The 24,940-nt window shown below is 39.1% G+C and carries 21 protein-coding genes; 5 read left to right on the plus strand and 16 right to left on the minus strand.

The window, feature by feature from the left end:
- Positions 1–3: 3 nt before the first annotated feature.
- Positions 4–1,503: a bifunctional phytoene desaturase/3,4-desaturase gene (gene crtID, locus IEE83_RS11455; RefSeq protein ID WP_194120711.1), complete on the minus strand. Its 1,500-nt coding sequence runs from the start codon at positions 1,501–1,503 to the stop codon at positions 4–6.
- Entirely contained in the window at positions 1,496–2,392 is an 897-nt protein-coding gene (locus IEE83_RS11460) for a MerR family transcriptional regulator (RefSeq protein WP_194120712.1), read from the minus strand. The genes crtID and IEE83_RS11460 overlap by 8 nt, the downstream gene beginning before the upstream one ends.
- A gap of 252 nt (positions 2,393–2,644) precedes the next feature.
- Between IEE83_RS11460 and IEE83_RS11465 the strand changes: the two genes are divergently transcribed.
- Complete coding sequence (locus IEE83_RS11465; protein ID WP_194120713.1) at positions 2,645–3,448, plus strand: XRE family transcriptional regulator; 804 nt, start codon at positions 2,645–2,647, stop codon at positions 3,446–3,448.
- Between the two features lie 58 nt (positions 3,449–3,506).
- Here IEE83_RS11465 and IEE83_RS11470 read toward each other — a convergent pair whose 3' ends face one another.
- Entirely contained in the window at positions 3,507–4,925 is a 1,419-nt protein-coding gene (locus IEE83_RS11470; RefSeq protein ID WP_194120714.1) for an SDR family oxidoreductase, read from the minus strand.
- Between the two features lie 205 nt (positions 4,926–5,130).
- On the opposite strand from IEE83_RS11470, the gene IEE83_RS11475 reads away from it, so the two are divergent.
- Positions 5,131–5,427, plus strand: coding sequence for a hypothetical protein (locus tag IEE83_RS11475; RefSeq protein ID WP_194120715.1), 297 nt, complete (start codon positions 5,131–5,133; stop codon positions 5,425–5,427).
- A gap of 59 nt (positions 5,428–5,486) precedes the next feature.
- On the opposite strand, the gene IEE83_RS11480 is transcribed toward IEE83_RS11475, so the two are convergent.
- The 8 genes from IEE83_RS11480 to IEE83_RS11515 form a co-directional block, all read right to left on the minus strand.
- Entirely contained in the window at positions 5,487–5,909 is a 423-nt protein-coding gene (locus IEE83_RS11480; protein WP_228101774.1) for a hypothetical protein, read from the minus strand.
- 426 nt (positions 5,910–6,335) lie between these two features.
- Positions 6,336–7,961, minus strand: a complete 1,626-nt coding sequence (locus tag IEE83_RS11485; protein WP_194120716.1) for an NADP-dependent glyceraldehyde-3-phosphate dehydrogenase — start codon at positions 7,959–7,961, stop codon at positions 6,336–6,338.
- Positions 7,962–8,266: 305 nt separating this feature from the next.
- Positions 8,267–8,851, minus strand: a complete 585-nt coding sequence (locus IEE83_RS11490; protein WP_194120717.1) for a chemotaxis protein CheB — start codon at positions 8,849–8,851, stop codon at positions 8,267–8,269.
- Positions 8,833–9,642 carry a CheR family methyltransferase gene (locus tag IEE83_RS11495; protein WP_194123378.1) on the minus strand — a complete coding sequence of 270 codons (810 nt, stop codon included), beginning with the start codon at positions 9,640–9,642 and terminating at the stop codon, positions 8,833–8,835. The genes IEE83_RS11490 and IEE83_RS11495 overlap by 19 nt, the downstream gene beginning before the upstream one ends.
- Before the next feature lie 8 nt (positions 9,643–9,650).
- The gene (locus tag IEE83_RS11500; RefSeq protein WP_194120718.1) at positions 9,651–10,016 is read right to left on the minus strand and encodes a response regulator; all 366 of its coding nucleotides are present in this window, start codon (positions 10,014–10,016) and stop codon (positions 9,651–9,653) included.
- Between the two features lie 46 nt (positions 10,017–10,062).
- Positions 10,063–13,671 (minus strand): response regulator, encoded by a 3,609-nt coding sequence (locus IEE83_RS11505; RefSeq protein ID WP_194120719.1) that lies wholly within the window; start codon positions 13,669–13,671, stop codon positions 10,063–10,065.
- Between the two features lie 4 nt (positions 13,672–13,675).
- Positions 13,676–15,283 carry a hybrid sensor histidine kinase/response regulator gene (locus tag IEE83_RS11510; protein ID WP_194120720.1) on the minus strand — a complete coding sequence of 536 codons (1,608 nt, stop codon included), beginning with the start codon at positions 15,281–15,283 and terminating at the stop codon, positions 13,676–13,678.
- A gap of 206 nt (positions 15,284–15,489) precedes the next feature.
- Positions 15,490–15,858, minus strand: coding sequence for a hypothetical protein (locus tag IEE83_RS11515; RefSeq protein WP_194120721.1), 369 nt, complete (start codon positions 15,856–15,858; stop codon positions 15,490–15,492).
- A 206-nt stretch (positions 15,859–16,064) separates the two neighbouring features.
- Between IEE83_RS11515 and IEE83_RS11520 the strand changes: the two genes are divergently transcribed.
- Positions 16,065–16,334: a hypothetical protein gene (locus IEE83_RS11520; RefSeq protein WP_194120722.1), complete on the plus strand. Its 270-nt coding sequence runs from the start codon at positions 16,065–16,067 to the stop codon at positions 16,332–16,334.
- 64 nt (positions 16,335–16,398) lie between these two features.
- Here IEE83_RS11520 and IEE83_RS11525 read toward each other — a convergent pair whose 3' ends face one another.
- Complete coding sequence (locus tag IEE83_RS11525; protein WP_194120723.1) at positions 16,399–16,974, minus strand: hypothetical protein; 576 nt, start codon at positions 16,972–16,974, stop codon at positions 16,399–16,401.
- Between the two features lie 101 nt (positions 16,975–17,075).
- On the minus strand, positions 17,076–18,263 hold the full coding sequence (locus IEE83_RS11530) for a THUMP domain-containing class I SAM-dependent RNA methyltransferase (RefSeq protein WP_194120724.1): 1,188 nt from the start codon (positions 18,261–18,263) through the stop codon (positions 17,076–17,078).
- Positions 18,264–18,463: 200 nt separating this feature from the next.
- On the opposite strand from IEE83_RS11530, the gene IEE83_RS11535 reads away from it, so the two are divergent.
- Entirely contained in the window at positions 18,464–19,042 is a 579-nt protein-coding gene (locus IEE83_RS11535; protein WP_194120726.1) for an O-methyltransferase, read from the plus strand.
- 70 nt (positions 19,043–19,112) lie between these two features.
- Here IEE83_RS11535 and IEE83_RS11540 read toward each other — a convergent pair whose 3' ends face one another.
- The 3 genes from IEE83_RS11540 to surE all read right to left on the minus strand — a co-directional run bounded on the left by IEE83_RS11540 (position 19,113) and on the right by surE (position 23,787).
- Positions 19,113–21,434, minus strand: a complete 2,322-nt coding sequence (locus IEE83_RS11540) for a DUF7133 domain-containing protein (RefSeq protein ID WP_194120727.1) — start codon at positions 21,432–21,434, stop codon at positions 19,113–19,115.
- 78 nt (positions 21,435–21,512) lie between these two features.
- Positions 21,513–22,820 carry an MFS transporter gene (locus IEE83_RS11545; protein ID WP_194120728.1) on the minus strand — a complete coding sequence of 436 codons (1,308 nt, stop codon included), beginning with the start codon at positions 22,818–22,820 and terminating at the stop codon, positions 21,513–21,515.
- Between the two features lie 229 nt (positions 22,821–23,049).
- Positions 23,050–23,787, minus strand: a complete 738-nt coding sequence (surE, locus tag IEE83_RS11550) for a 5'/3'-nucleotidase SurE (RefSeq protein ID WP_194120729.1) — start codon at positions 23,785–23,787, stop codon at positions 23,050–23,052.
- Between the two features lie 83 nt (positions 23,788–23,870).
- Here surE and IEE83_RS11555 point away from each other — a divergent pair, with 83 nt between their 5' ends.
- Positions 23,871–24,779 carry a diacylglycerol/lipid kinase family protein gene (locus tag IEE83_RS11555; RefSeq protein ID WP_194120730.1) on the plus strand — a complete coding sequence of 303 codons (909 nt, stop codon included), beginning with the start codon at positions 23,871–23,873 and terminating at the stop codon, positions 24,777–24,779.
- The last annotated feature ends 161 nt before the right edge of the window (positions 24,780–24,940 follow it).

Here is a 24,940-nt window from a genome sequence, read left to right on the forward strand (position 1 = left end):
ATCTTATTTCTTTAGGAATTTCAAAAGTTCTTGTGCGGCAATTCGACCTGAAATAATGGAAGGAGGAACACCCGGTCCCGGTACTGTCAGCTGTCCCGCGTAGTACAGGTTTTTCACTTTTTTACTTTTCATTTTTGGTTTGAAGATTGCTGTTTGCATTAAAGTGTTAGCCAGCCCATAAGCATTGCCCTTATAAGCGTTATAATCATTGATGAAATTCGAAACGGAATAACTTCTCTTATAAACGACATGGCTGGTAATATCTTCGCCAGCAAACTTTTCAAGCCGTTTCATCAGCGCATTGTAATATTCTTCACGAATGTTCTCAGAATCAGGAAGTCCGATGGCAATCGGCATTAGTACAAAGAGATTTTCGCTTCCTTCCGGTGCCACAGAATCATCCGTTTTTGAAGGACAGCAAACGTAGAAAAGAGGATTTGTCGGCCACTTTTTTTCTTTATAAATTTCAATTGCATGCTGTTCAAAATCTTCATCAAAAAACAAATTATGATGTCTGAGTTTGTCTATTTTTTTATTTACACCGAGGTAAAACAGCAGGCATGATGGCGCGAAAGTTCTGGCAGACCAATAGGATTCGCTATATGACTGTAAATAGTCGGGAAGCAGGTCATTTTCAATATGGTGGTAATCTGCGCTGCCAATAATGGCATCTACCTGATGACTGTTACCGTTGGCGTGCAAATGACTGATTGCACCTGCTTTAATTTCCAGCCAATCAACATTATGGGAGGTTTTGAAATTGACCCCCTGATTTTCAGCAATTGTTTTAAAAGCATCAGCTACTTTTCCAAAACCGCCCATAGGATAAAATGTACCTTGTTTTAGTCCGGCAAAATTCATCAGGCTATACAAGGCCGGCGTATCTTTTGGCATTGCACCAAGAAAGAGCACAGGGAATTCTATGATTGAGAGTAACTTCGGATTCTTGAAATATTTTCGGACGTGATCGCTGAAAGAGGAAAAAAGCTGGATTTGCAGCGCGTCTTTGAACAATTTCAGACTAAAAAACTCAGAAACCGAATGGCCTGGTTTGAAAACCATTTCACCCATTCCAACCCGGTATTTAAACTCACCTTCTTCAATAAATTTTTTCAGTTTGGCCCCGCTTCCGGTTTCAATACTTTCAAATAATTCACATATTTCATTAAAATCTGACGGAATATCAATGACCTCACTTTCACCAAAAATCACGGCAAATCCTGGATCCAGTTTTTTTAGTTCATAAAAATCGGAAGTTGTCTTGCCAAACAAATTGAAATAGTTTTCATAAACATCCGGCATCCAATACCAGCTTGGGCCCATATCAAATACAAAACCATTGCTTTCAAAAGATCTGGCCCTTCCACCGGTTTTCGCATTTTTTTCAAAGACTGTCACCCGGGTTCCATTTGCAGCCAGCACAGCTGAGGCAGCCATTCCGGCAAAACCGGACCCAATAACGGCAATTTCCTTTTTATTTATTTTTTCAGTCTGATTAGGCATGGGCTGATGTTAAAATTTCGATGAGACTATCAATCGTTTTGATCTGCATGATGTTATTTTCTTCGGCAATCTTTTGAATATTTTGATCACCTCCGGAAATGCAGATCATACTGGATCCAAAGTCGGCTGATAATTTTGTGATCAGTTCAGCCAGATCGTTTTCATACTGATTCCGCACGAAAAATGAATAAATATGCGTCGGATTACAATGTTTCACCACGTTGGTCAAGTTATCATAAGGAACACGCTGTCCCAGATAAATCACTTTTTTTCCATGCTGACGGATAAGATAATTTGCGAAAAGAAGTCCAATTTCATGATCCTCAGACTCATTTAGAAAAAGAATCCAGCTCTGGTCTGCATTTCTCGGCAGCGGAAGTGCATCAATGGCGCTAAAAAGTTTTTGTTTAATAAGGTTAGATAAAAAGTGTTCCTGAGCCGGAAGCAGGTCGTCCTTTACCCACATTAATCCAGTCCGTACCAGAAGCGGGTAAATAATTTTTGTATAAGTTTTAGCCATCCCAAAACGCGTAACAGCGTTTGAAAAAAGCTCATCAAAAAGAGGCTGGTCGTAAGTAGAAAGAGAAATTAACGCCTGGTTGATAATAACTTCAACATGTTTTTCATTTTGAAAGGATTCTGTAATGATCTTGTCAATTTCAATAGCCATTTCCAGCTTACTGAGCTTACTAATATGCGAAATTTTCATACCCTTACTCATCAGGGTGCAAACATTCAGCAGCTTTTTGAGCTGAATGTCGTCGTAAAACCTGATGTTGGTTTCCGTTCTTTCAGGTTCCAGCAAACCATAGCGTTGCTCCCAAATACGGATGGTATGGGCCTTCTGGTTGCTGATCCTTTCAAGATCTTTAATAGAGTATAAAGCCATTTTTGTTTAACGTTTTTCAAAAATAGTTAAACAAAATGACTTATGTCATGTTTTGAAAAAATAGTTTTAATAAAAGCTATGACTTTTAAATCTTTTCAATTTAGAGAGCTGATTTTGTGACTGTCTTATAACTTATTGGTTTGAAATAAAATACAGAAAAAAAATTTTCAGGTTTTGTATGTTTTATTTAAAAAGTTATTACATTTGATATTGAAAATATCTACTGATTGATTTCAAAAGTATCATACCGTTATGGAAACGCAACAAATATTTTGGTCAGGAAACATTAAGCATTTACGGCTAAGGAAAAAGATGAGCCAGGAGGTACTAGCCGAAAAGCTGGGAATTTCGCGTGTAAAGCTTAATGCGCATGAAAGCGGAAGAACCGTCAACCCGACGGTAGAAGATCTGGTGAATACTTCCAGTTATTTCAAGATGAGTATTGACTGTCTTTTAAAGATGGATCTGTCAAAACTCAGTGAGCAAAAACTCAAAGATCTGGAAGAGGGGAGTCAGGCATACATGTCGGGAAGTAAGATCCGGGTCCTGGCTATTACGGTGGATAAAGATGAGAAAGAAAATGTGGAATATGTTCCTGTAAAGGCGAAAGCCGGCTATCGTTCGGGATACAGCGATCCTGAATTTCTAGCTGGATTACCAAGGTTTAATCTTCCGAATCTGCCTAAAAATGGCACTTTCCGTATGTTTCCTACAATAGGGGATTCTATGCTTCCGGTTCCTGAAGGCAGTGATATTATTACAAGATATGTTCAGGATTGGCGATTGCTTAAAAATGAAACTCCGTGTATCGTGATTTTGAAAGGGGAGCAGGATTTTGTTTTTAAACAGGTTACTATAAATGACGACGGAACGATGCTTTTGCAGTCGTTCAACAAACAATATTTTGCTTATACGGTTCCGGTATCCGAGGTTTTGGAGTTATGGGAGTATTACAGTTTCCATAGCAAGCAACTGCCAGAACCGCAAACAGATATGCAGCAATTGCTTAAAATGTTACAGGAAGTTCAGTTTGAAATTAAAGAACTGAAAAAGTAATTGAGATTGGGTGTGTGTAGTGGCGAATAGAGGCTTTGGGTATAGTTACCGGAGGCCTTTATTTTGTAATCGCCGTGATCATGCCTTTAAATATAAAAAAGTGAAAGGGCATGGAAAAATACCAGTAAAGTCTTCCGTACAAACCTTTTGGCCGAAAAGTGGCGGTTTGTGTTAATTCCTGCCCGTTGATACTGAACTCCAGCCAGGCTTCTCCGGGAAGTTTCATTTCTGCAAACAATAATAATCGTCCCTGTTTTTTGTCAGCCAGCAAAACGCGCCAGAAATCAAGTGTATCTCCCGAGTGAATGTCGATCGCCGAAGTCCTTCCTCTTCGCATACCAACGCCCCCGGCCAGCTTATCAAAATAGCCGCGCAGCTGCCAAAGCCAGGTGGCATAATACCAGCCCGTTTGTCCTCCGATTTTCCAGATCCTGGATTGTACAGTTTGGACATCATGGATCGGAAATTTCTTAATATCCTTAAAACAACCATCAACAGGAACTTGAACATATTGCGAAAGTCTGGTATTAATTCTTCCGCTGATCAGAGAATCTTTCCAGCTGGATATGATTGCATTTTGTTCAATTTTGGTAAAGGCCGCTTCGATAGCTTCCTTATAACTCATAGGTTTAAGATGAAGTAATTCTGAAAGTCTGTTATCACGACAAACCACTTCAACCGTCATACTGTCAACAAGTTTTTTTGCCAGGGAAAATGTAGTAGAAGTAACAAAATAAAGCCAATAAGAAGATAGTTTCGGCGTAAGCACTGGTAATGTAATGATGAAACGCTTTAAATTCCGGATTGCTGCAAACGCTAAAAGCATTTGTTTGTAAGTAAGAATATCTGGCCCGCCGATATCAAAACTTTTACCAAAAGTATCCTTATTAAAAAGTACCTTTTCAAGCATCGTTATCACATCTCTGATTGCAATCGGCTGGGATTTCGTTTGCAGCCATTTTGGTGTGATCATAACCGGCAGTTTTTCAATCAGATCTCGAATAATTTCGAAAGAAGCACTTCCGGAGCCGATAATTATTCCCGCTCTTAAAGTTGTAAAATGGTATTTCCCCGCAGCCAGAATATCTTCGACTTTTTTTCTGGATGCAAGGTGTTTGGATAAATTATGGTCGTTAATGATTCCACTCAGATATACGATATGTTTGACCTCCGTCTGATTCATTCGGTTTCGGAAATTTTCTGCCGACTGATCTTCCAGTTTAGCAAAATCTTTGGAATCTGAGGACATCGAATGGATCAGATAATAGGCTCCGTCAACATTTTCAGGTATTTCTTTAAGCGTGCCCGGATTCAGAAAATCCACTTCAATGACAGTAACCTGATTTTCAGAATTTTCTGGCGGAGTAAATCTCCCCTTATCCCGTACACAGCAAATAACTTCATGCCCGTTTTCAAGTAATACCGGCAATAATCGTTTGCCTATATACCCTGTGGCACCGGTAAGCAGGATTTTCATGGGGTGAAATTTAGAAAGAATGAATAAATTTTTATTAAACGACCTGTTCAAGTGACGTACAACCAAAGTTAACGTCTCAAATCTGTGGCATTTTTATATTCTGGCCTTACGTTTAATAACTTTTTAATAAAAAATCAATACAATTTTCAAGTATATTCCGTTAGTAGATTAACTTTGTATTGTTATAAAAAAAGAAAGAATAGTCATGACACATGAAAAAGTTTTCACTTTGAAAAATCGCCGGGAGGTTAAGGTAATCTTTGAGGCAACGTATCATCCAACCATACAGAAATTAAAAACTGAATATGAAATTCTGATAAGGGAACCGGGAGAAAAATCGTTTCGGACGCCTATTGGTATCAGTCATCCCAAATATTGGAAATTACAGACAGTTACAAAAGAACAGGGGAGGGAGCTTATTTTATTATATAGTGGAATAAGCCGTAAACAGGTGCAAATAGCAGAGAATGAATTTAACCAGCTAATGCTCGTGCCGGCTTAGAAACAAGTTATTTTATTGTAGCCAACTTCTTTCTATAATGAAAGAAGTTGGCTTTTTTGTTAGTAGATGCGTTTCACAACCACTTTACTATTAGTCAGCTGGGCAGCATAAGCGCGTGCGTTTTCGTTTGGCAGGGAAATAAAAGTTTGTTTTTTCTTTTTCCCATCAGTTGTAATCCAGTTGGCCGAATAAATTTCAAAAGGAGGTGCACCGGCATAAATCGGACGATTATCAGAGTGCACAAAATTATCTTCTTCTTCGTAAGCCAATTCAAGGTCGCTTCCTTCCAATACTTCACAGATAATTCTTAATTTTCCAAACTCATCATCTGCGAGGCCTTTAATACGCGCTTTTCCGAAAAAAGGTTCTTCACCAAATTCCCAGCGATCGTAGTATTCTATCACATTTCCAATTTGAGAATCAATATAATCTGCACTTAACTTCGTATCCTGGTCCATGGTAGTAACGGCTTTGTTAAACATTTCGTTTTTAAAAAATCTTATCACTGACTCCAGTGATTTAGACTGACTGGTAATCCTCACATTGTATTTAGGCCAAAAGTCTGACTTTCAATTTGTGAATATTTGCAAATATAGGAATGCCCTTATATCTATAACACAAACCACCATTTTTATTAGTGTTTTTAGTGGTAAAATATGAAAAAAATTTAGATATATGTTGGATTTAAAAAGATCTTGAAAAATTGGGCTTTGAAAAGTCATTTGTAAAATATTTTATTTCAATACTTTACAAAGATTTTTGAGGGATTAAGCACTGCAATTGAGAACCGTTTTGATTAAATCTAAATTGTAGAAATTTGCAAAAAATATCCCCCGGAAATCCTTTTTCACGAGTTAATGTGAAGACGAAAGTTTCCGGAGGATAAATAACCTGGCCAATATTGAATTTTAGAAAATGAACTTGGTACTTAAAAAATTAGAACTGTTTTCTCTGACAATTTCATTAATCAGCTGATTGTTGCTGTCATTCATTTTAAAAGCAACAAGCGAACGTATTGAAAAAGAGCGTATTGCGTCAGGAATGGATAGTGTTCCTTCTGCGCTGTCTTTGCGTCCGGTAAATGGAAAAGCATCCGGGCCTCGTTGTGACTGGGTGTTAATATTAACCCGGCTTACCAGATTTACAAGGGGATCTATCAGCCAGGAAACTTCCTGAGCGTTATTGCTGAAAATACTAACCTGCTGTCCGTGAGTGGATGCAATCAGAAAATCAATCGTTTCTTCCAGATCATCAAAAGGAACAATCGGGATAATGGGACCGAATTGCTCTTCATGATATAATTTCATCTGATCGTTTACCGGGTAAACAACAGCTGGATAGAAAAAGGAAGCCAGTGATGTACCTCCGTTTTCATTCATGATTTTAGCCCCGAACTTTTCCGCATCCGCAATACATTCGTTCAGATAATCAATTTTATTAGGTTCTGGCAATGGCGTGAGAGATACGCCTTTTTCCCAGGGCATACCAAATTTAAGCTGGCCCACAGCGGCGTTAAATTGTTTGATAAATTCATCCGCTATACTTCTGTGTACCAATACGATTTTCAAAGCGGTGCAGCGCTGACCATTAAATGAAAGAGAACCTGTAATTGTTTCTTTAACGGCCAAAGGAATATCGGCATGAGCTGTTACAATAGCAGCGTTTTTGGCATCAAGACCCAAAACTGCCCGCAAACGGTTCACTTTTGGATGTTGTTTTTTCAGTTCATTCGCAACTTTACTGGAACCGATCAAGGTCAGCACATTGATTTTTCCTGATTGCATCAAACCTGGAACAATCGCATTTCCACGGCCGTAAATTACGTTGACCACGCCTTTTGGAAAACAATCCCTGAAAGCTTCCTGCAAAGGATAATGCAGCAATGTGCCAAATTTCGGTGGTTTAAACAAAATTGTATTTCCCATAATCAACGCCGGAATAAGCGTTGTGAAAGTTTCGTTCAAAGGATAATTAAATGGTCCCATGCATAAAACCACACCCAAAGGTGACCTGCGTATCTGTGCTGCAATACCATCTACAATTTCAAACCCGGACGAATCCCTGTCCAGATGTTTCAAAGAATCAATGGTTGCATAAATATATTCAACCGTACGGTCGAATTCTTTGGTAGAATCGGCAAACGATTTTCCAATTTCCCACATGATGAGCTTTACGATAATATCCTTTTGCTCAATCATTTTACCAGTGAATTTCTCGACGTGGTGAATTCGTTCTTCAACACTCATGATGGGCCATTCGCCGCGGCCATTGTCGTATGCCTGAACGGCGGCTTCCAGTGAAGCCTGCGCTTCATCTTCTGTACAAACCGGATAGCTGCCGATTAGTTTTCTTTCAAGCCCGTTTTCCGTTTTAATACAGATTGGCGAATATACTTCATGAACTTGCCCGTTCCACTGTTTCATTTCTCCATTACTAAGGTATTCCCGCTGGTAAATTTCCGATGGCAGGGAAAATTCAGCAGGAACATCCTTTGCCTCAACAAAGATGTTTTCTAATGCGGTTTTGAAATCCATTTTTAAAATTTTGAAAGGTACACGTTAATGAATGCCCGAATTATTGCATGGAAAATTATTTACCCAGGCATTAATTCATTCATCAATTTAAGACCATAATTGATGGGAATTGCTGTAAAGCAAAAGTATTTTTTAGGATTTTGAATTGCAATGTCAACTTCACGGCTCTTATGGTATAAATCCAAAAAGGTATTTGAAAAGTTGATTAAGAAATATCGTGGATGTGGGAAATAAAGTTAGGATTGTAAAATTATGTTGATCTGGAATTTACACTTGAAAGAAAATAGAAGGCAGATTTAGTGACTTTATTGATTTAAATTATTAATAAAGTCACTGATCTCTTTTGAATCCAGTACAAGGTCTATTTCAAGATTGTTAATTGCATTTTGAGGCATATAAGCCATTTGCGCGGATTCCGGTTTTTGTGCAATAATAAGTCCACCGGCATTTTTAACAGCTTTCAGACCTGCCGTTCCATCGTCATTTGAACCTGATAAAAGGATTGCCACAAGGGAAGGCCCAAAAGTATCTGCGGCAGACTCGAAAGTAACATCCAGACTTGGCCGGCTGAAATTCACTTTCTCGGATACATCAAGAGAAAAAATATTTTTTTTCTCTATCAGTAAATGATAATCTGCGGGAGCGAGATAAACATGGCCTGGAAGAATGGGATCTTTGTCATCGATTTCTTTGGTAGGCAATGATGTTTTGGTAGAAAGTAGATCGGATAGGGACGAGTCGCCGGAATACTTACGGTGCAGCACCAGAATTATAGCAACATTCAAAACAGGATTCAAGGCCGGGAAAACTTCAAACAAAACAGTAAGGCTGCCGGCCGAACCGCCGATAACAATGGCTTTAAATTTATTTTTTACATCGTTTTCTTCCATATTTTTTCCTTATCCAATTGCTTGTATCTTGATTGTATGGTCGAAAATTTCAAAGTTTCTTTTGATCCCAAAGCAAGATATCCCAGCGGTCCCAGACTTTCATCAAATAATTTCAAAGCTCTTTCCTGTAAATCCTTGTCAAAATAGATAAGAACATTACGACATAGAATAAGGTCAAATTCATTAAAAGAACTGTCAGAAACAAGGTTGTGTGTCGAAATAATAATTTTTTCCGATAAATCTTCGTTCAATTTTGCCTGCCCGTAATTTGCGGTGTAATAAGTAGAAAAATCTTTTGTTCCTCCCGAGGCTATATAACTTTCGGAATATTGTTTCATCTGGTTTAGAGGGAAAATTCCCTTTCTGACTTTTTCTAAAACACTGGGATTCAGATCGGTGGCATATAACAGCGACTTTTTTAACAAATTGGCTTCCTGTAACAATATCGCCATCGAAAAAACTTCTTCACCTGTTGAACACCCTGCGTGCCAGATTCTTATGAACGGTTTGGTACCTAAATTTGGCAGAATTTCATTTCTTAACACTTTATAAAATGACGGATCCCTAAACATTTCGGTTACGTTCACCGTAATTTCTTCAATGAATCTCTTTAAATAATCTTCTTCCGTTCGCACACGATAACGCAGTTCTGCAAAACTTGGAAACTTGTCCAGCGCGAATAATCTTATAATACGTCTTTTTAATGATGCCCTCGAATAATTGGCAAAATCATATCCGTAAATTTCAAATACGTCATTCAAAAGAAGATCTATGTCTTCGTCCTCGATCATCATAAATTTTAAATACTTCTTAACAGTTGCAATAAATGGTCAACATTGATAGGCTTGGAAATATAGTCGTCTGCACCTGCCAGCAGACATTTTTCCCTATCGCCGACCATAGCCTGGGCAGTAACGGCAAAAACGGGTGTTTGCCGTCTCGATTCAATATTTTTGATTAGCGGAATAGCTTCATAGCCATCCATATCCGGCATCATCATATCGATGAGGATAGCGTCCACCACCTCGTCCGTTTTCAACAATTCCAACGCTTCACGTGCACCAGTACATGAAATACTTTCAAATGATTTTGAACGTAAAGTAGCGGAGAGTGCAAAAATATTTCTGGCATCATCGTCAATGATCAATACCCTTTTTTTGTGCATAAATTTTAGCTGCTATTGGTCTATACTATTTAGGAATGTTTTAAAATCAGGATTTTTCGTAAAGCCAAACACGTAATAATGACATAAGTTGGTCAATATCAACCGGTTTGGTGATGTAATCTGACGCGCCCGCGTTGATACACTTTTCTCTGTCGCCAGTCATTGCCTTGGCAGTAACTGCAATTACCGGCAAATTTTTCCATTGATAATTTTCGCGTATTCTTCGTGCAGTTTCGTAACCATCCATTTGAGGCATCATCATATCAAGCAAAACTACATCTATTGACGGATTTTCATGGAGTTTTTGTAAAGCCTCCTGGCCATCCAGCGCAGTTATTACATTCATTTTATAATTTTCAAGCGATTTGGTCAGCGAGAAAATATTACGGACGTCATCATCTGCTACCAAAACAGTTTTTCCTTGTAATATTTGTTCCAAAGCTCCCAGTTTCTTGAAATCTCCATCCCGCACCTGTGGTTTTTTACTTTCTTCAACAACATGTAGGAAAAGCGATACCTCGTCCAGCATACGTTGATAGGAATGTGCCGTTTTCACGATGATGGAATCAGCATATTGTTTAATACGCAGCTCTTCGGTCATCGATAAACTTTTGCCAGTGAAAATAATGATAGGAAGATTTTCAAAACCTGGATTCTTTTTGGCTTCTTCCAACGTTTCATAGGCCTGTTTGTCGGGGATTCCCATATCCAGTATCACACAATCGACCTGCTTATTTTTTAGCGCTTCAATACCTTCTGAAATGTTACTTCTCAGTTCTGAATTGATATTAAAGGTTTCCAGGAAGTATGCCAAAGCCTTGGCGTGCTGTGGGTTATCTTCAACAATCAAAACCTTCTTGGACTTCCGGCTTAATACATATTCGATCTTTTTGAATATCTCCTGCATCTTGTCCAGCGCCATCGGTTTATCAATGAAATCGACTGCACCTTTCATTAAACTTTCATTTTTCAGCTTGTGCGAAGACATGATATGCACAGGAATATGTCTCGTTTTTGGATTGGATTTTAACCTGTCCATCACATCCCAGCCACTCATCACAGGCAGTTGTATATCAAGTAAAATACCCTGCGGTTTGAAACTCTCAGCGAGTTCCAGTCCTTCATCGCCCCGCACAGCAACTATTCCTTTGTAGCCTTTTTTTCTGGTATAATCCAGAAGCGATTTGGCAAAATTGGTATCATCTTCAATGATTAGGATAGATTTATCTTTTTCAGAGATTGATGACCTGTCGTCAGGAATACTTTCCGGTATTACCGTACTTACAAACCGTGTATCTATGATTTCCTCTTTTTTGGCGACGAAGGCCTCCGGTTTGGATGTTCCGAAGAAACTTCTGCTTTCCTGAATTTGATGATTTTGGTTGGGAGAAACCGGCAGATATAAAATAAATTCACTGCCTTTACCCGATTCACTTACCAGTGTAATCTCTCCTTTAAGCAGTTTTATCAACTCACGGCTGATAGAAAGGCCCAGACCAGTTCCGCCATATTTTCTTTTTGTCGAGCCGTCCGCTTGTTGAAATGCTTCAAAGATAAGCTGCTGTTTTTCAGGAGGAATTCCAATTCCGGTATCCTTAACTGAAAATGAAAGCGTCTTTGCATCATCCGGATTAGATTTTACACTCAGTTCAACCGAACCTTTTGAGGTGAATTTAAGTGCATTAGAAATCAGGTTTTTCAATATTTGTTCAAGGCGCATTCTGTCCGTTTCGATGAATGCCGGAACATTGTCATCAACAGTAATCTTAAATTCCAGATTTTTCTCTTTGGCTACCTGATTGAAAAGAGCCCTGATGTCATTTGTTATATCCCGTACAGAAACTCTGGCAAAATCCAGATCCATTTTTCCGGCTTCAATTTTGGAAAGATCCAGAATTTCATCAATCAGACCCAGCAATCCATTTCCGGACGACTGAATAACGGTGGCATATTCCACCTGATCACTATTAAGATTTTTCTCGTCGTTTTCTGCCAGCAATCGGCTCAGCAGCAATATTGAATTGAGGGGAGTACGCAATTCGTGCGACATATTTGCCAAAAACTCCGATTTGTAACGGGTGGTTAGTTCAAGCTCTTCCGCCTTTTTCTCAATTTCCAGGTTTTTCTCTTCAAGTAAACTGCTCCGTTCTTCGAGCTCACCATTGGTTTGTTGAAGCTCTTCCTGCTGCACGCGCAACTCTTCCTCAGAAGCCTGGAGCTTTTGGGATTGCGCTTCCAGTTCTGCATTCAGGTTTTCAAGTTCATTATGCTGCGTTTGCAGTTCTTCGGATTGTGCCTGCGTTTCTTCAAGGAAATCCTGCAACTTAACATAATCCAGTGCGGCATTTACACCGATGGAAAGCATTTCAAGATTATCTTTCAAAAACTGGATTTCCAATGGTGCAGGTTCTCTTAATAGTCCGATTTCAATAATACCGATACATTCATTGGCATAAACCAAAGGTAAAATAACCAGACAAGTCGGCGGAGTTGTTCCTAGTGAAGAATTTACTGTAATGTAATTTTCAGGCAGGTCCCGGATAATGACAGAACTTTTATTCTTAATCACCTGGCCTGCAAGTCCTTCCCCACCTTTAATAATTTCAGGCGCATGGGTTGCGGCAAAGTTTCCAGTCAGTTTGTAGTTCCAGTCTTTATCGAGAATGTAAACCGTACCGAGCGGGGCATTGATATAACCTGTAATCGTGTTGATCAGATTTTCCGCCAGATTCTTTAAAATCCTTTCTCCGCGAATAGCGTCACTTAGCTTTACAGTTCCGGTTTGCAGCCAGTTTTTATTTGATAAATCGTTAAAAGTTTGCTCTAGTGAGCCGGTCATACTATTCAGTGCAATTGAAATCCTGCCCAGTTCGTCATCCATCCTATCCGAACTTCTCACAGAATAATCACCTTCTGAAACGAGTTTTGTAATACCTTCGATTACGTTAATTCTTTGAGTGGTTTCAATATATTTTGCCTCAGCTTCTTTCTGTTTTTTAAGTCGGTCATCCAAATCTTTTTTGATACGGAAATAGGCAAATCCAGTAATCATGATCGATATTAATGCGGCGATAACCAGCAAAACCGGTGTGTAGGTGATGTATACCTGCTGCGCTTCGGTGCGCTCTTTGAGCATTTTATTTTCTTCGGTTTTGATTCTTTCGATCACAACACGAAGGTCGTCCATGACCTGCTTTCCTTTCAGCATTTCTTTTTGTCGTGCCTCAGTATCAAATGCAGCCTGCTCGTTTTTCTTCGTTTTGTCAATGACCTTTTGCATTTGCATGAATTTGGATTCATACAATGATTTTGCCGTTTCCAGATTTTTTTGTTGAACCGGATTATCGCTCGTAAGCAAAATTAACGTGTTGTAACTTGCTGATACTTTTTCATAAGATCCGTTGTAGGGCTGTAAAAACTGTGGATCCAGGGTGACTAAAAAACCACGTTGACCAGTTTCCGCGTCCTTAATGTAGGAAATGATGTTTTCTGCTTCAATCAAAACCTGATTGGTGTGATTAACAAGCTGGGAATTCAGAATTAATTTTTGAGTACTGTAAAAGGAGGCAAAAAGACTCAGAACCAAAAGGACAACTGAGACGGAAAATACAATTTGCAGTTGCCGGATTATAGAGTTGGAGGAAGTAGCAGGCATATTATTATTGGTAAATCTTTTCTGTATTGGCTGTTTGTATGTTTTCGTTACCTTGATTAATCGGAAGAATGATTATAAAACTGGCGCCTTCGTTCTCATGGCTTTTTGCAGAAATAATGCCGTTGTGTTTGTCCATTATTTTCTTGGCTATGGCAAGTCCTATTCCCGTTCCTTCATAACTGCTCTGGTTATTCAGGCGCTGGAAAATGACAAAAATCCTGTCCAGGAATTTTTCATCAAATCCTATTCCATTATCAGTCAGCGTAATGCGGCAGAATTTTCCGGATTCAGATGGCTGGCTGTCAAATTCTTTAAATTCAATAATTTCAGCAGTAATCGTGATAACAGGTGCGGTATCTTTCTTTGCAAATTTTAATGCATTGCTGATCAGATTTTGGAATACCTGACGAATCTGGCTGGAAATTGTTTCGATCAGCGGTAATTTGTCAACCTTTACCACTGCATTTTTCTCTTTGATCTGATCGTCAAAATCACTTAGAATATCACTGATCAGAAGATTTAAATCGGTCGGCTGAAAATTGGCAGAAATTGATAAACGTGAATAATCAAGCAAATCGCTGATCAATCTGGTCATCCTTGCCGAAGAACTGATTGACCTGTCGAGATAGGAGGCTGCCTCCTGATTTCCGTTTAAAAACTTATCCTTGATCAGATGATTAAATGTCTGGATTTTCCGTAGCGGTTCTTTCAAATCATGTGATACCACCCAGGCAAATTGTTGCAGTTCGTGATTGGTTGTTTCCAGTTCCGAATTTTTTGCCAACAGTTCTTTTGTTCTTTGCAGCACTTTATGTTCAAGCAATTCATTGGCCATTTTTTGCTGATGAATATCCGTAAAAGTACCAACCCACCGAATAATATTGCCCTGCTGTACAACAGGAATTGTTTTTAGCAGGAAATAGCGGTAATCCTGAGACGACAGATTTTTCAAGCGTACCTCAGATGAAAACTCCAGACCCTGCAAAATGGAGTTTTGCCAATTTTCCCACAACATATCATCCGGATGTATTTCCGGCAAAGTGTCCGAATTTTTTGAATATTGAAACCAGTGTTTGTTCACATATTCAATTTTACCATTGGTAGACATGGTAAACGCTATCTGAGGTAATGATTCCAGGACAAACTGCAATTCCTGCATATTGCTTGCAAGATTTTCCTGAGCCTGTTTTCTAACCTCAATTTCATTTTGAAGAGAAAGCTGAATTGCTTTAAGTTCCTGTTGTTGTTCGTAAAGCTTGTTGAAGGTTTTAACTTTTAACAAAAGTATGTCTGGATCAACCGGTTTCGTTAAATAATCAATACCGCCTGATGTATAACCTTTGGTAATAAATTTTTTCTCTTTATTAACAGCAGATAAAAAAAGGATAGGAGTATCCTTGGCTTTATTAAAACCAGAAATTGCCTCTGCAACTTCAAAACCATCCATACCAGGCATTTGCACATCCATAATGATGAGCGAATAACTGTTGTTCAGGATTTTTTTTAAAGCCTCTTCTCCGGATTCTGCACTGTCAGTTTTGAAGTTATTCAGTTCAAGAATTTTTTTCAGAGGAAGGATATTTTCGGATCTATCGTCAACTATAAGAATCATAATTCAGAAATTGAATTTATTAATGGACCAGCCTTTAATCTATTCTTATATTTTTAACAGGTTTATGTAATTTAATTTCATTATTCAACGGTTTTGGGATTCCCCAGAACCGCTATTTAAATATCATACCAGCAAGGGGCAGGTAATTATACAGACTGATAAAATTGTAATTTTTTTATATTGTATAAGATTAGATATGTTGACAATTATTTTAAAAGGCCATCATGTTTTAAATAGCCAATAAATTGTTCTACATCATAACCATTCATTTCCATGATTTTCTTTTCAAAAAGAGAATGTCTTTCCTGATGGTTTAAATCGTTTATTGCTTCATCTGCAATAAGTTTTAATTCCTCCACCCATTTTTGGATCGTAATAAGGTGGTGGATATACGCCGTATCAAAGTCATCAACAATAGCCTGCCGGCCTTTTATTTTAGCGAGCTCGATGATTGATTGAACAATATATTCCTGATCAGTGGAGTATTCAGTGCTCTCATTGGTCTCACCGATTTTATTTAAAAAGACTTTGATTTCCTGAAGTCTCGATTTGTTCAAATTGACTGGTTGCGGCATAAAATAAGCATATATATGTGAAGTGGGGAATTATTCCCACAGGTTTTGAGATCTATTGTTGTTCAATTAACCCGCAATAAATTTTGATAGCTTCATCCGCTTTATAAAAATCGTGCCTTTTAGATTTGGGGTTGGAACGATGTTTTTACAATTTGCAACAATTTTAATAATGGTATAATTGATATATAATTTTAAATATTTATAATATGGCCAGAGAATTAGAAATTCAAGGCCTTGCAAATAAAACAAGGCGAAAAGTTGCCAACAGACCTTTTGAAGATGTTCAGGGAATTAAAAATGGAATTCCGGTTCATCATATTATCGAGGCGCACGAAAAGTTGGCTGAGAAAAGTGCAGCAGGAAAATCCGTAAGAGAAAGAAAGCTGCGAGAGGAGCCGCCAACAAAAGCCAGGCTGACGGTCAGAGAAAAAAAGAGAAATCTGATCAAGTCAAGTATAAGTTTGGCGGATGAATAGCGAAACGACAAATAAGAAAGCCAGCAAGAGTAATTTTTGCTGGCTTTCTTATTAAAAATTAGTGCTATTCGATATTGCGGATTTTTATTTTGATGTCATGTGGAGCAACTTCATCACCACCAAAATAAGGCAGCAATTTATAAGAAATTCCAAGTCCGCCAGAACAATGGCGTGGCATTATAGTTTGCTCGCCATTGAAAATAAATATGTAATTATTGTTTAGAGTAGATAAGCTGAAACTTCCCATGTTTCCAATCGGAAGCGTCCCCAATTGTTTTTCCTGTCTTTGTCCGGCCACATAAATATAGGCGTAGATATTTAGTGCATTATCCCGCCAGTTCCATCCGAACCGCGCACTGTTTTCGTGATGCTGGGAATTACAATCTGAAAATCCAAGTAATTTATTGATATCGTATTGATTGCCGGAGTCTGTGGTTTGATAAATGCAGGTACTATCAAAAATGGCCTGAAACTTTAATTCGTTTCCTGTAAAAAGTGGATTGGAATTATCGTCAATTTCATGGTTTCCCTTACTGATTTTGTAAGTAACATAGTCATCTCCAAAACTGGGCTGATTTCCCAGCCATTGACAGGAAGAACAAAAAAGGATTAAAACTATAATTGAAAAACTGATTTTCATCGGCTAAAATAATTCCGTAAGGTAAAAAGAAACGTTATTAATGGACGTGTGTTAAACGACTTAGTAACGTTATTATTTATTTTGAATTACAAATTTACCAGTCAGTTTTCCTGAGGAATATTTATTTTGATATCTCTTGTACCGGCATAGAGCTCGTATTCAAGCAGACGACAATCGATCGTACTTGTGTAAAACTCAATTCTTCTTTTGGCTTTCAAACCGATTTTTTTTGCAAGATCAAGATTTCCCGTGAACACATATCCAAAGTATCCTTTGCATTTCTGTTTCATAAAATCACCGATTCTACCGTAGGTTTCTTCAAGTTCGTCTACATCTCCCAAACGATCTCCATATTCCGGATTGACAAAAAATACACCGTTTCCACCTTCCGGAACTTCTGTATCGGCAAAATCACAAACGCTGAATTCAATCATATCGGCAACACCGGCAGCTATCGCATTTTTACGGGCATTGTTTACGGCCATTTCGCTGATATCCGTTGCAAGAATTCTCAGTCCAGAAACCTCGATGATCTGGTCTTCCAAAACATACATTTCGTTGTAATAAACTTCCTTATCATAACCCTGCAAATGCATAAATGCAAAATTGTCACGGAATAAACCGGGCCGGGTTTTACTTGCAATCAAAGCTGCTTCAATTGCGAGCGTTCCTGAACCGCACATGGGGTTGATAAACGGCGAAGTTTTATCCCATTTACTTGCAAGAATTGTTGCAGAAGCGAGAGCTTCCAACATTGGCGCACGGCCAGGAATTTTTCTATATCCATGACGAGCCAAAGAATCTCCGGAAGTATCTACAAAAATTTCAGCATAATCATGTTTCCAGAAAAGGTGAATCACAGCACCCACAAGCTCAGAGCCGGTTGAAGGACGGTTTCCTCTTTTATCTCTTAATCTGTCAACAATCGCATCTTTAACACGAAGATTAGCAAACATTCCGTTGTTGATCGTTGGATGCTGCACGTTGCTGGTAACCGAAAAATATCCGGGATCGGGAAGAATATCTTCCCATGCCATTTTGACCAGATGATTATAAACGTGGTCAGGGCTTTGAGCTTCAAACTGTTCCAGGCTATACAAAACCTGGCTTGCGCAATACAAATTCAGATTTAGTTTGATACAATCGTTAATGGTGCCTTTGATGCGGACGCCGGTAATAAAAGCCTCTTCAATTTTATATCCCAGATCTTTTACTTCCTGATCAAGATAAGGTGCCAGGCGCTTGTTGCAGGTAATAATGATCGGGGCTTCGGTTGTATATAATGACATGACGGTGATTTGCAATTCAATCGGAAAAGTGGCAAAGGTAACGGTTCGTGATGGAGTTTTGATATGTTGGAGGAAATGTTTGCTTTAAATTTCTGATTGATTTTTATAAAAATAAAATATTGTTTCAGTTTTAATGATTTGGGTGGTATGATTTCGGCTAATTTTTATCTATTTTTCCACCTTAACAAAACATTATTCTGATGACACAGGAAATTAACAATCCTTTACCCGGTGCTTTTGAAGCTATCGATCTGGCTACCAAAGCTTCCGGCTTTACTATGGCGTCTGATGTTCAGACTTGTTCACTTTTAAAAACGCTGGCGGCTTCAAAACCGGGCGGAAAATTTCTTGAACTCGGAACCGGTACCGGATTGTCAACTTCCTGGATACTCGCAGGTATGGATAGAAATTCAACTTTGATATCCATCGATAATGATGAAAAATTTCTGGATATAGCCGAGGCGCATTTGTCGCAGGATACACGCCTTGCTTTGGTTTTGGCTGATGGTGAAGACTGGGTTGAAAGTAACCGTGAAATGAAATTCGATTATATTTTTGCCGATACCTGGCATGGTAAATATTTGCTTCTCGACGAGGTTTTGGAAATGTTGAATAAAGGTGGGTTGTATATAATTGATGATATGTTGCCTCAGCCGAACTGGCCGGAAGGACATGACAGAAAAGCCATAAATCTGATAAAGGATCTTGAAGCAAGAAAAGATCTGGTACTGACTAAACAAGTTTGGGCAACCGGAATTGTGATCGCAGTAAAAGTTTAGAAAACTAAATAAAAATGCCTGAGCGGAAATTCTGCTCAGGCATTTTTATTTAGTATAATATTATTTGCATTTACATTCCGTTCAACTCTTCAACCGTAAATGCTTTTTGACGGGCACTTAGTTTTTTTCGTGTTGAGGCTACTTCCTCTGTCGTGATTTTCTCTCCGTTATTTCTCCACGATTTGCGAATAAAACTGAGAAGCTGGGCAACATCTTCACTTGGCATATCTTTATCATAACCTATTCCCGGCATATCGCCGCTCACTTCCGGCGTTTTATAAATATGTCCGTTCACTTTTACGGGTCCGGTCAATCCAAAAAGTACAATTGAAATAAGTTTTCCTTTATCGCCTGTAACCCACTCAGACTGATTTAAGGGAGGCCCAAGTGATTTAACACCATTTCCATCAGGTCCATGGCAGGTTTGACAAACAGATGTAAACAGCGCAACTCCTTTTGGAAATTCTTTAAGAAGCATCTGCGGGTCGCGGTTTCCTCTGGTATTAGCCGCCTGTGCAATAGCGCGGTTTAATTGCTTTTGAATCAGAAGCGTTGTATCTGAAACCGAAGCAAGTAGTTCAGTTTTGAAAACATCTTCATAATCCTGTAAGTTACTGATGACCGCGTCACTCACATAACGGTTTGCAGGATATTTTTTTGCTACTTTCAATAACAAATCATTAGCCGCACTTTTGTCAAATTTCTGAATATTATGCGCCAGAAAAGCAACATAAGGTGCTGATAACGTATCATTTTGATCGATCAGTTTGTTTAAGGCCGAGGTGTATGTCTTATAGGTTTGCGCTGACATTACCGATGGTAAAACACTAAGTGCTTCCATTCTAACGGGCCATGAAGTCTGATTTAACAAAGCCAAAACTTCGTCCGTTTTTAATGCATTTAAACCTTCCAAAGTCCACAGCGCGTGAATGGCAAGAAAAGTATTAGCTGTTTGTTTTGAAGCAGATTCCAAAGCAGGAATTGCCTGGCTCATTTTGCCGTCTACCAATCTTTGCTGCGCATAATCTCTGATCCAGCCATTATTATCTCCCAATAATTTAACCAGACTTTCCGCATCTGTTGGAAGTGCTGTAATTTTTGAATTCGTATTTTTAGGAACCACTTTGTAAATTCTTCCTGCCGAAAGTGGCTGCGTCAAATTTCTTTTGCCAATTTGTCCTTTCAGATACGGAGTCAGATAAGTTTTGTGCTGGATAATTCCGCGGTACATATCAACAATATACATCGCGCCATCAGGTGCATTGTACAAACTCACCGGACGGAAACGTTCATCAGTACTTGCCAGAAACTCTTTTCCTTTGTACGCCTGTTCACCTTTTACGATATAACCTTTGTCATTAATGATATTTCTTTTGATCAAATTCGCGGACGGCTCAGCTACAAATACATTTGATTCATAGGCTTTTCCAAACAGATTTCCACGATAAACCAGCGGAGAGCAGGCAGCTGTAAAATCAACAAGTCGCAAACTGTCGTCCACAACACCTTTCATATAGGCGCGGTTGACACCGGGCGTAGGACGGATTGGATAAACGTGGTTATTGGCAACCGATTTTTCATTAAATCCTGCTACGTTTCTCTGGTTTTTATTGTTGGCTCCAAAACCCGGAGAGAAGAAATCGCTCAGCAAATTCTGCGAGTTATTGTTGTAATAAAGTCTTCCGTAATTGTCCTGCGAAATTCCCCATTGACCACGAAAATGCGTTTGTTCGATCAGCCATTTATTTCCTTGTCTGCGGTATCGCTTGCTAGACTTTGCATTATAAATCCAGTTGTCCATCGCCCGCATCAATCCATTTGGCTGATGTTCAACATTTCCGCCTTCGGTATACAAAGGATCAACCAGCGTTTTATTGACAGGCTTGTCATTTTTTATTTCAAAGAACCACAAATTTGTTGGTTCTCCAACCAGAATCCCGTTTTCGATAAGACAAATAGCGCGTGGCAACACCAGAGAATCCAGGAAAACTTTCCTGTCGTCCATAACGCCATCTTTATTTTTATCTTCAAGAATCACAATTTTCCCATTCGGAATATCTTCACCAGTACCAACAGTATCTGGCATATAACCCGTCATTTCAATCACCCACATGCGTCCTTTTTGATCAAAAGAAAAAGCGACAGGTGTACTGATCAAAGGCTCGGAAGCTACCAGTTTTACCTCAAATCCATCTTCAACCTGAATCTTTTTCATGGATTCCTGAGCGGTCAGAAACGGAGATTTGCTAAAATCTATTTTGGCAGGATCCTCTTTTGGAGTTTCCTGAACGTTTGTTGCAACGATTTGTGATCCAGCTTGTTTATTCGATTTACAATAGAATAAAGTGCCCGCAAGGGTCAACATCAGCAAAGGATAACGAAACTTTTTCATTGGTTACAGTTTAATGGCGCCGAAATAATTTTAATGGTATTTGCGGAGGTTTAGTAATACGTATTTTTTAATCGATTATTATAAGTTTTCATTTCTCAAAGCTTCTTCCACCGGCGTCATTTTTGCAGTAAGCAACTGAATCGCCGACCAGGCAACAAAATAAGTACACCCACAAATAATGAAGAGAATATTATAGCCCGCGCCAATGTTGCCGGCTGCTTTGTAATAATCCAGTAAAGCGCCCACAAGTAAAGGAAACAAAGTGGAACCCAGCGAGCCGACAAATCCACCCATACCAACCACAGAACTTACAGCTCTTTTAGGAAATAAATCCGAAACGATCGTGAAAATATTGGAACTCCAGGCCTGATGCGCAGCGGCAGCAACACTGATAATCCCCACAGCAACCCAGATGTCCGTAGCATATTGTGCAAAAAGAATTGGCATTACTGCAAAGGCAACAATAAGCAAAGTAATTTTTCTGGCTTTCAAAGGAGCCCATCCTTTTTTGATAAGATAAGACGATAAATATCCTCCGCCAATACTTCCAAAAGTCGTAGCCGTGTAAACCACAACCAAATGGATACTTGGTTTTTTTAAATCAAGAGAGAATGTGGTTGCAAAATAGGAGGGAAGCCAGAAAAGGAAAAACCACCAGATTGGATCGGTAAGGAATTTACCGATGATGAAAACCCAGGTTTGTTTCAATTTTAAAAGGGATGTCCACTTGATAGGTTTGGTCGTTTCTTCATTTACAACCTCATTGTCGCTGTGGATATATTCGAATTCTTCAGGTTTTAATTTTTTATGACGTGAAGGTATTTCATATAAAAGCCACCAGAAAATAAGCCAGATAAAACCCAGTGCTCCTGTGATAATAAATGCCTGCTGCCATCCGTAAGATCCTAATAACCAAGGGACAACAATCGGTGCCGCAACCGCTCCAATACTGGTACCTGAATTGAAAATTCCGGTAGCGAGTGCTCTTTCTTTTTTTGGAAACCACTCTGCCACTGCTTTCACAGCCGCCGGAAAATTACCAGCTTCTCCCAAACCTAAAACTGCACGTGCAGCGCCAAAACCAAAAGTACTTCTTACAAATGCGTGTGCAATGGCAGCAATACTCCAGATAATAATGGAAATGGAATAACCCAGTTTTGATCCAACTTTATCAATAATATTTCCGAAGATAATATACCCAAGTGCATAGCAACCGGCGAAAACCGTTACTATATTGGCGTAGTCAGTTTCTGACCAGTTAAATTCTAATTCTAGTGTTGGTTTTAGATATCCAAGTATTTGTCTGTCAACATAATTAATTGTGGTTGCAAAGAAAAGTAACGCGCAAATTACCCAGCGGTAATTACCAATTTTGGTTTTTTCCATGGTGTGAAATAATGGATTTTCAGGAATTTAAGGGTATTGGAATATTTATCTTCTTGGAGGTAAGACGGCGAAACCTGATTTCTACCCCTTATTTGATGTTGAAGTCTTTTAAGGATTTGTTCAGAAAATAAAAAACCTGCGCTTTCGGATGTAGTATCTGAAAGTGCAGGTTCTTGTAAAACAGCCGGTTTATTTGGCCGTTTAATTTTATTGATGAAGTCTTTTTTTATTAAGAAATCGGATATTTTAATTGTGCTTTTACCAACTCAGCTTCATTGGTAAGATCAAGTCTTAAAGGTGTGATCGAGACAAAATCATTTTCAATCGCCCAGCGGTCGGAGCCTTCTTCGGCTGCTTCTAATGGAATTACCGTAAACCAGTAACTTTTCCTTCCCATCGGATCAAGTGCCGGTACAATCTTGTTGTCGTATAACCGAACCGATTGTCTGGTCCATCTTACACCTTTTGGATTTCTTGGAAAGTTGACATTGATAAGATTTAGATCAGGATTTTCCAGCAAAATTTTCAGGGCCTTTTCTACAAAAGGGTCCAGAAGATCAAAATCAGGGCCCTCTTCTCCTGCCGGGGTGCTTAATGCAATTCCTTTCATACCAAACAAAACAGCCTGTTTTGCAGCTGCAAGCGTACCCGAGTGCCACATCGCGTTGCCCAGATTCGGTCCCATATTGATACCAGATAGGACAACGTCCGTTTTTTCCCAAAGATGCTGGCCCAACGCCACGCAATCAGCAGGCGTACCGTTGACGCGATATGCATCAATGCCTTCAAAAACGATCGGCGATTTTTTATATGATAAGGGGCGCGAAGCCGTAATGGCATGACCCATAGAAGATTGTTCTACATCCGGAGCTACAATTCTAACCTCTCCAAAACGTGAAGCGATCTTGGCCAGCGCAGCAATGCCGGGACTATAAATTCCGTCGTCATTCGTTACAAGGATTCTCATAAGCGTATCTTTTTTTTCAGATGTGCTAATAAAATTATGCCTGGTATATTTTTATTAGTACAATTTTAACTTAAACCGATACTATGAAACGAGCTCACCTTTTACATAATCCCGGTGCAGGAGAGAAGGATTTTTCGAAAAATGAATTAATGGAATTGATCGGAAAAGCTGGTTTTGACTGCACATATGCCTCTGTCAAAAAAGAGAATTGGGATAAATTTGAAGACGAAACGGATTTTCTGGTAGTAGCTGGTGGTGATGGGACTGTACGCCGCACAGCGAAAGCATTGCTAAAAAGAAAAGTAATTGATAAACAATTTCCAATTGCCTTGCTCCCTCACGGAACGGCAAATAATGTTGCCGGCACGCTGAATATTTCAGGAACTGTTCACGAAATTATTTCTACCTGGCATAGATCCATATTGAAAAAATTCGATGTTGGGAAAATCGGAGGTTTGCCTGAAAATATGTTTTTTCTTGAAGCATTCGGCTTTGGCATTTTTCCAAAACTGATGAAGGTAATGCACAAGATGGAAGACGACGCCGAGGAGAGCAGGGAAGATAAGATAAAAATGGCACGGGCCGTTTTGTATGATGTTGTACTTTCTTATCGGCCGCGAGAATGTAAAATCATAGCAGATGGCGTTGATCACACCGGCAAATACATTATGGTGGAAATTATGAATACGCGTTCCATTGGCCCAAATCTGGAACTATCCCCGACATCTGATCCGGGAGATGGAGAATTTGAAATTGTTCTGATTCCTGAAAATCATCACAAAAAGTTTGAAGAATATTTATTAAATCTTATCAATGGAAAGGACGATAGTTATTCTTTTACGACTTTAAAGGCAAAAAAAGTTCAGGTTTTCTGGGAGGGAAAGGATCTTCACGCTGATGATGAGACGATAAAAATTGATAAGCCGGTGGAGATAAATATTGAGGTGAGGCCGGGTTTGTTGGAGTTTTTGGTGGCTGAGGTAGAGGATTGAAGGGGTTTTTACTCTTAAATTAATTTGATTGAGTGGGAGGTTTTTTTACCCATCGGACGGCGAAAAAGCCGTCCGACGGGTAGCTCGTTCGGAAGCCTTAATAATTGAAATTCGTTTGGTTTATTTCTGGCCATGTGCCCGGTCGGACGGTTTTTCTACTG

It is taken from the genome of Dyadobacter subterraneus, assembly GCF_015221875.1.
Classification (GTDB): domain Bacteria; phylum Bacteroidota; class Bacteroidia; order Cytophagales; family Spirosomataceae; genus Dyadobacter; species Dyadobacter subterraneus.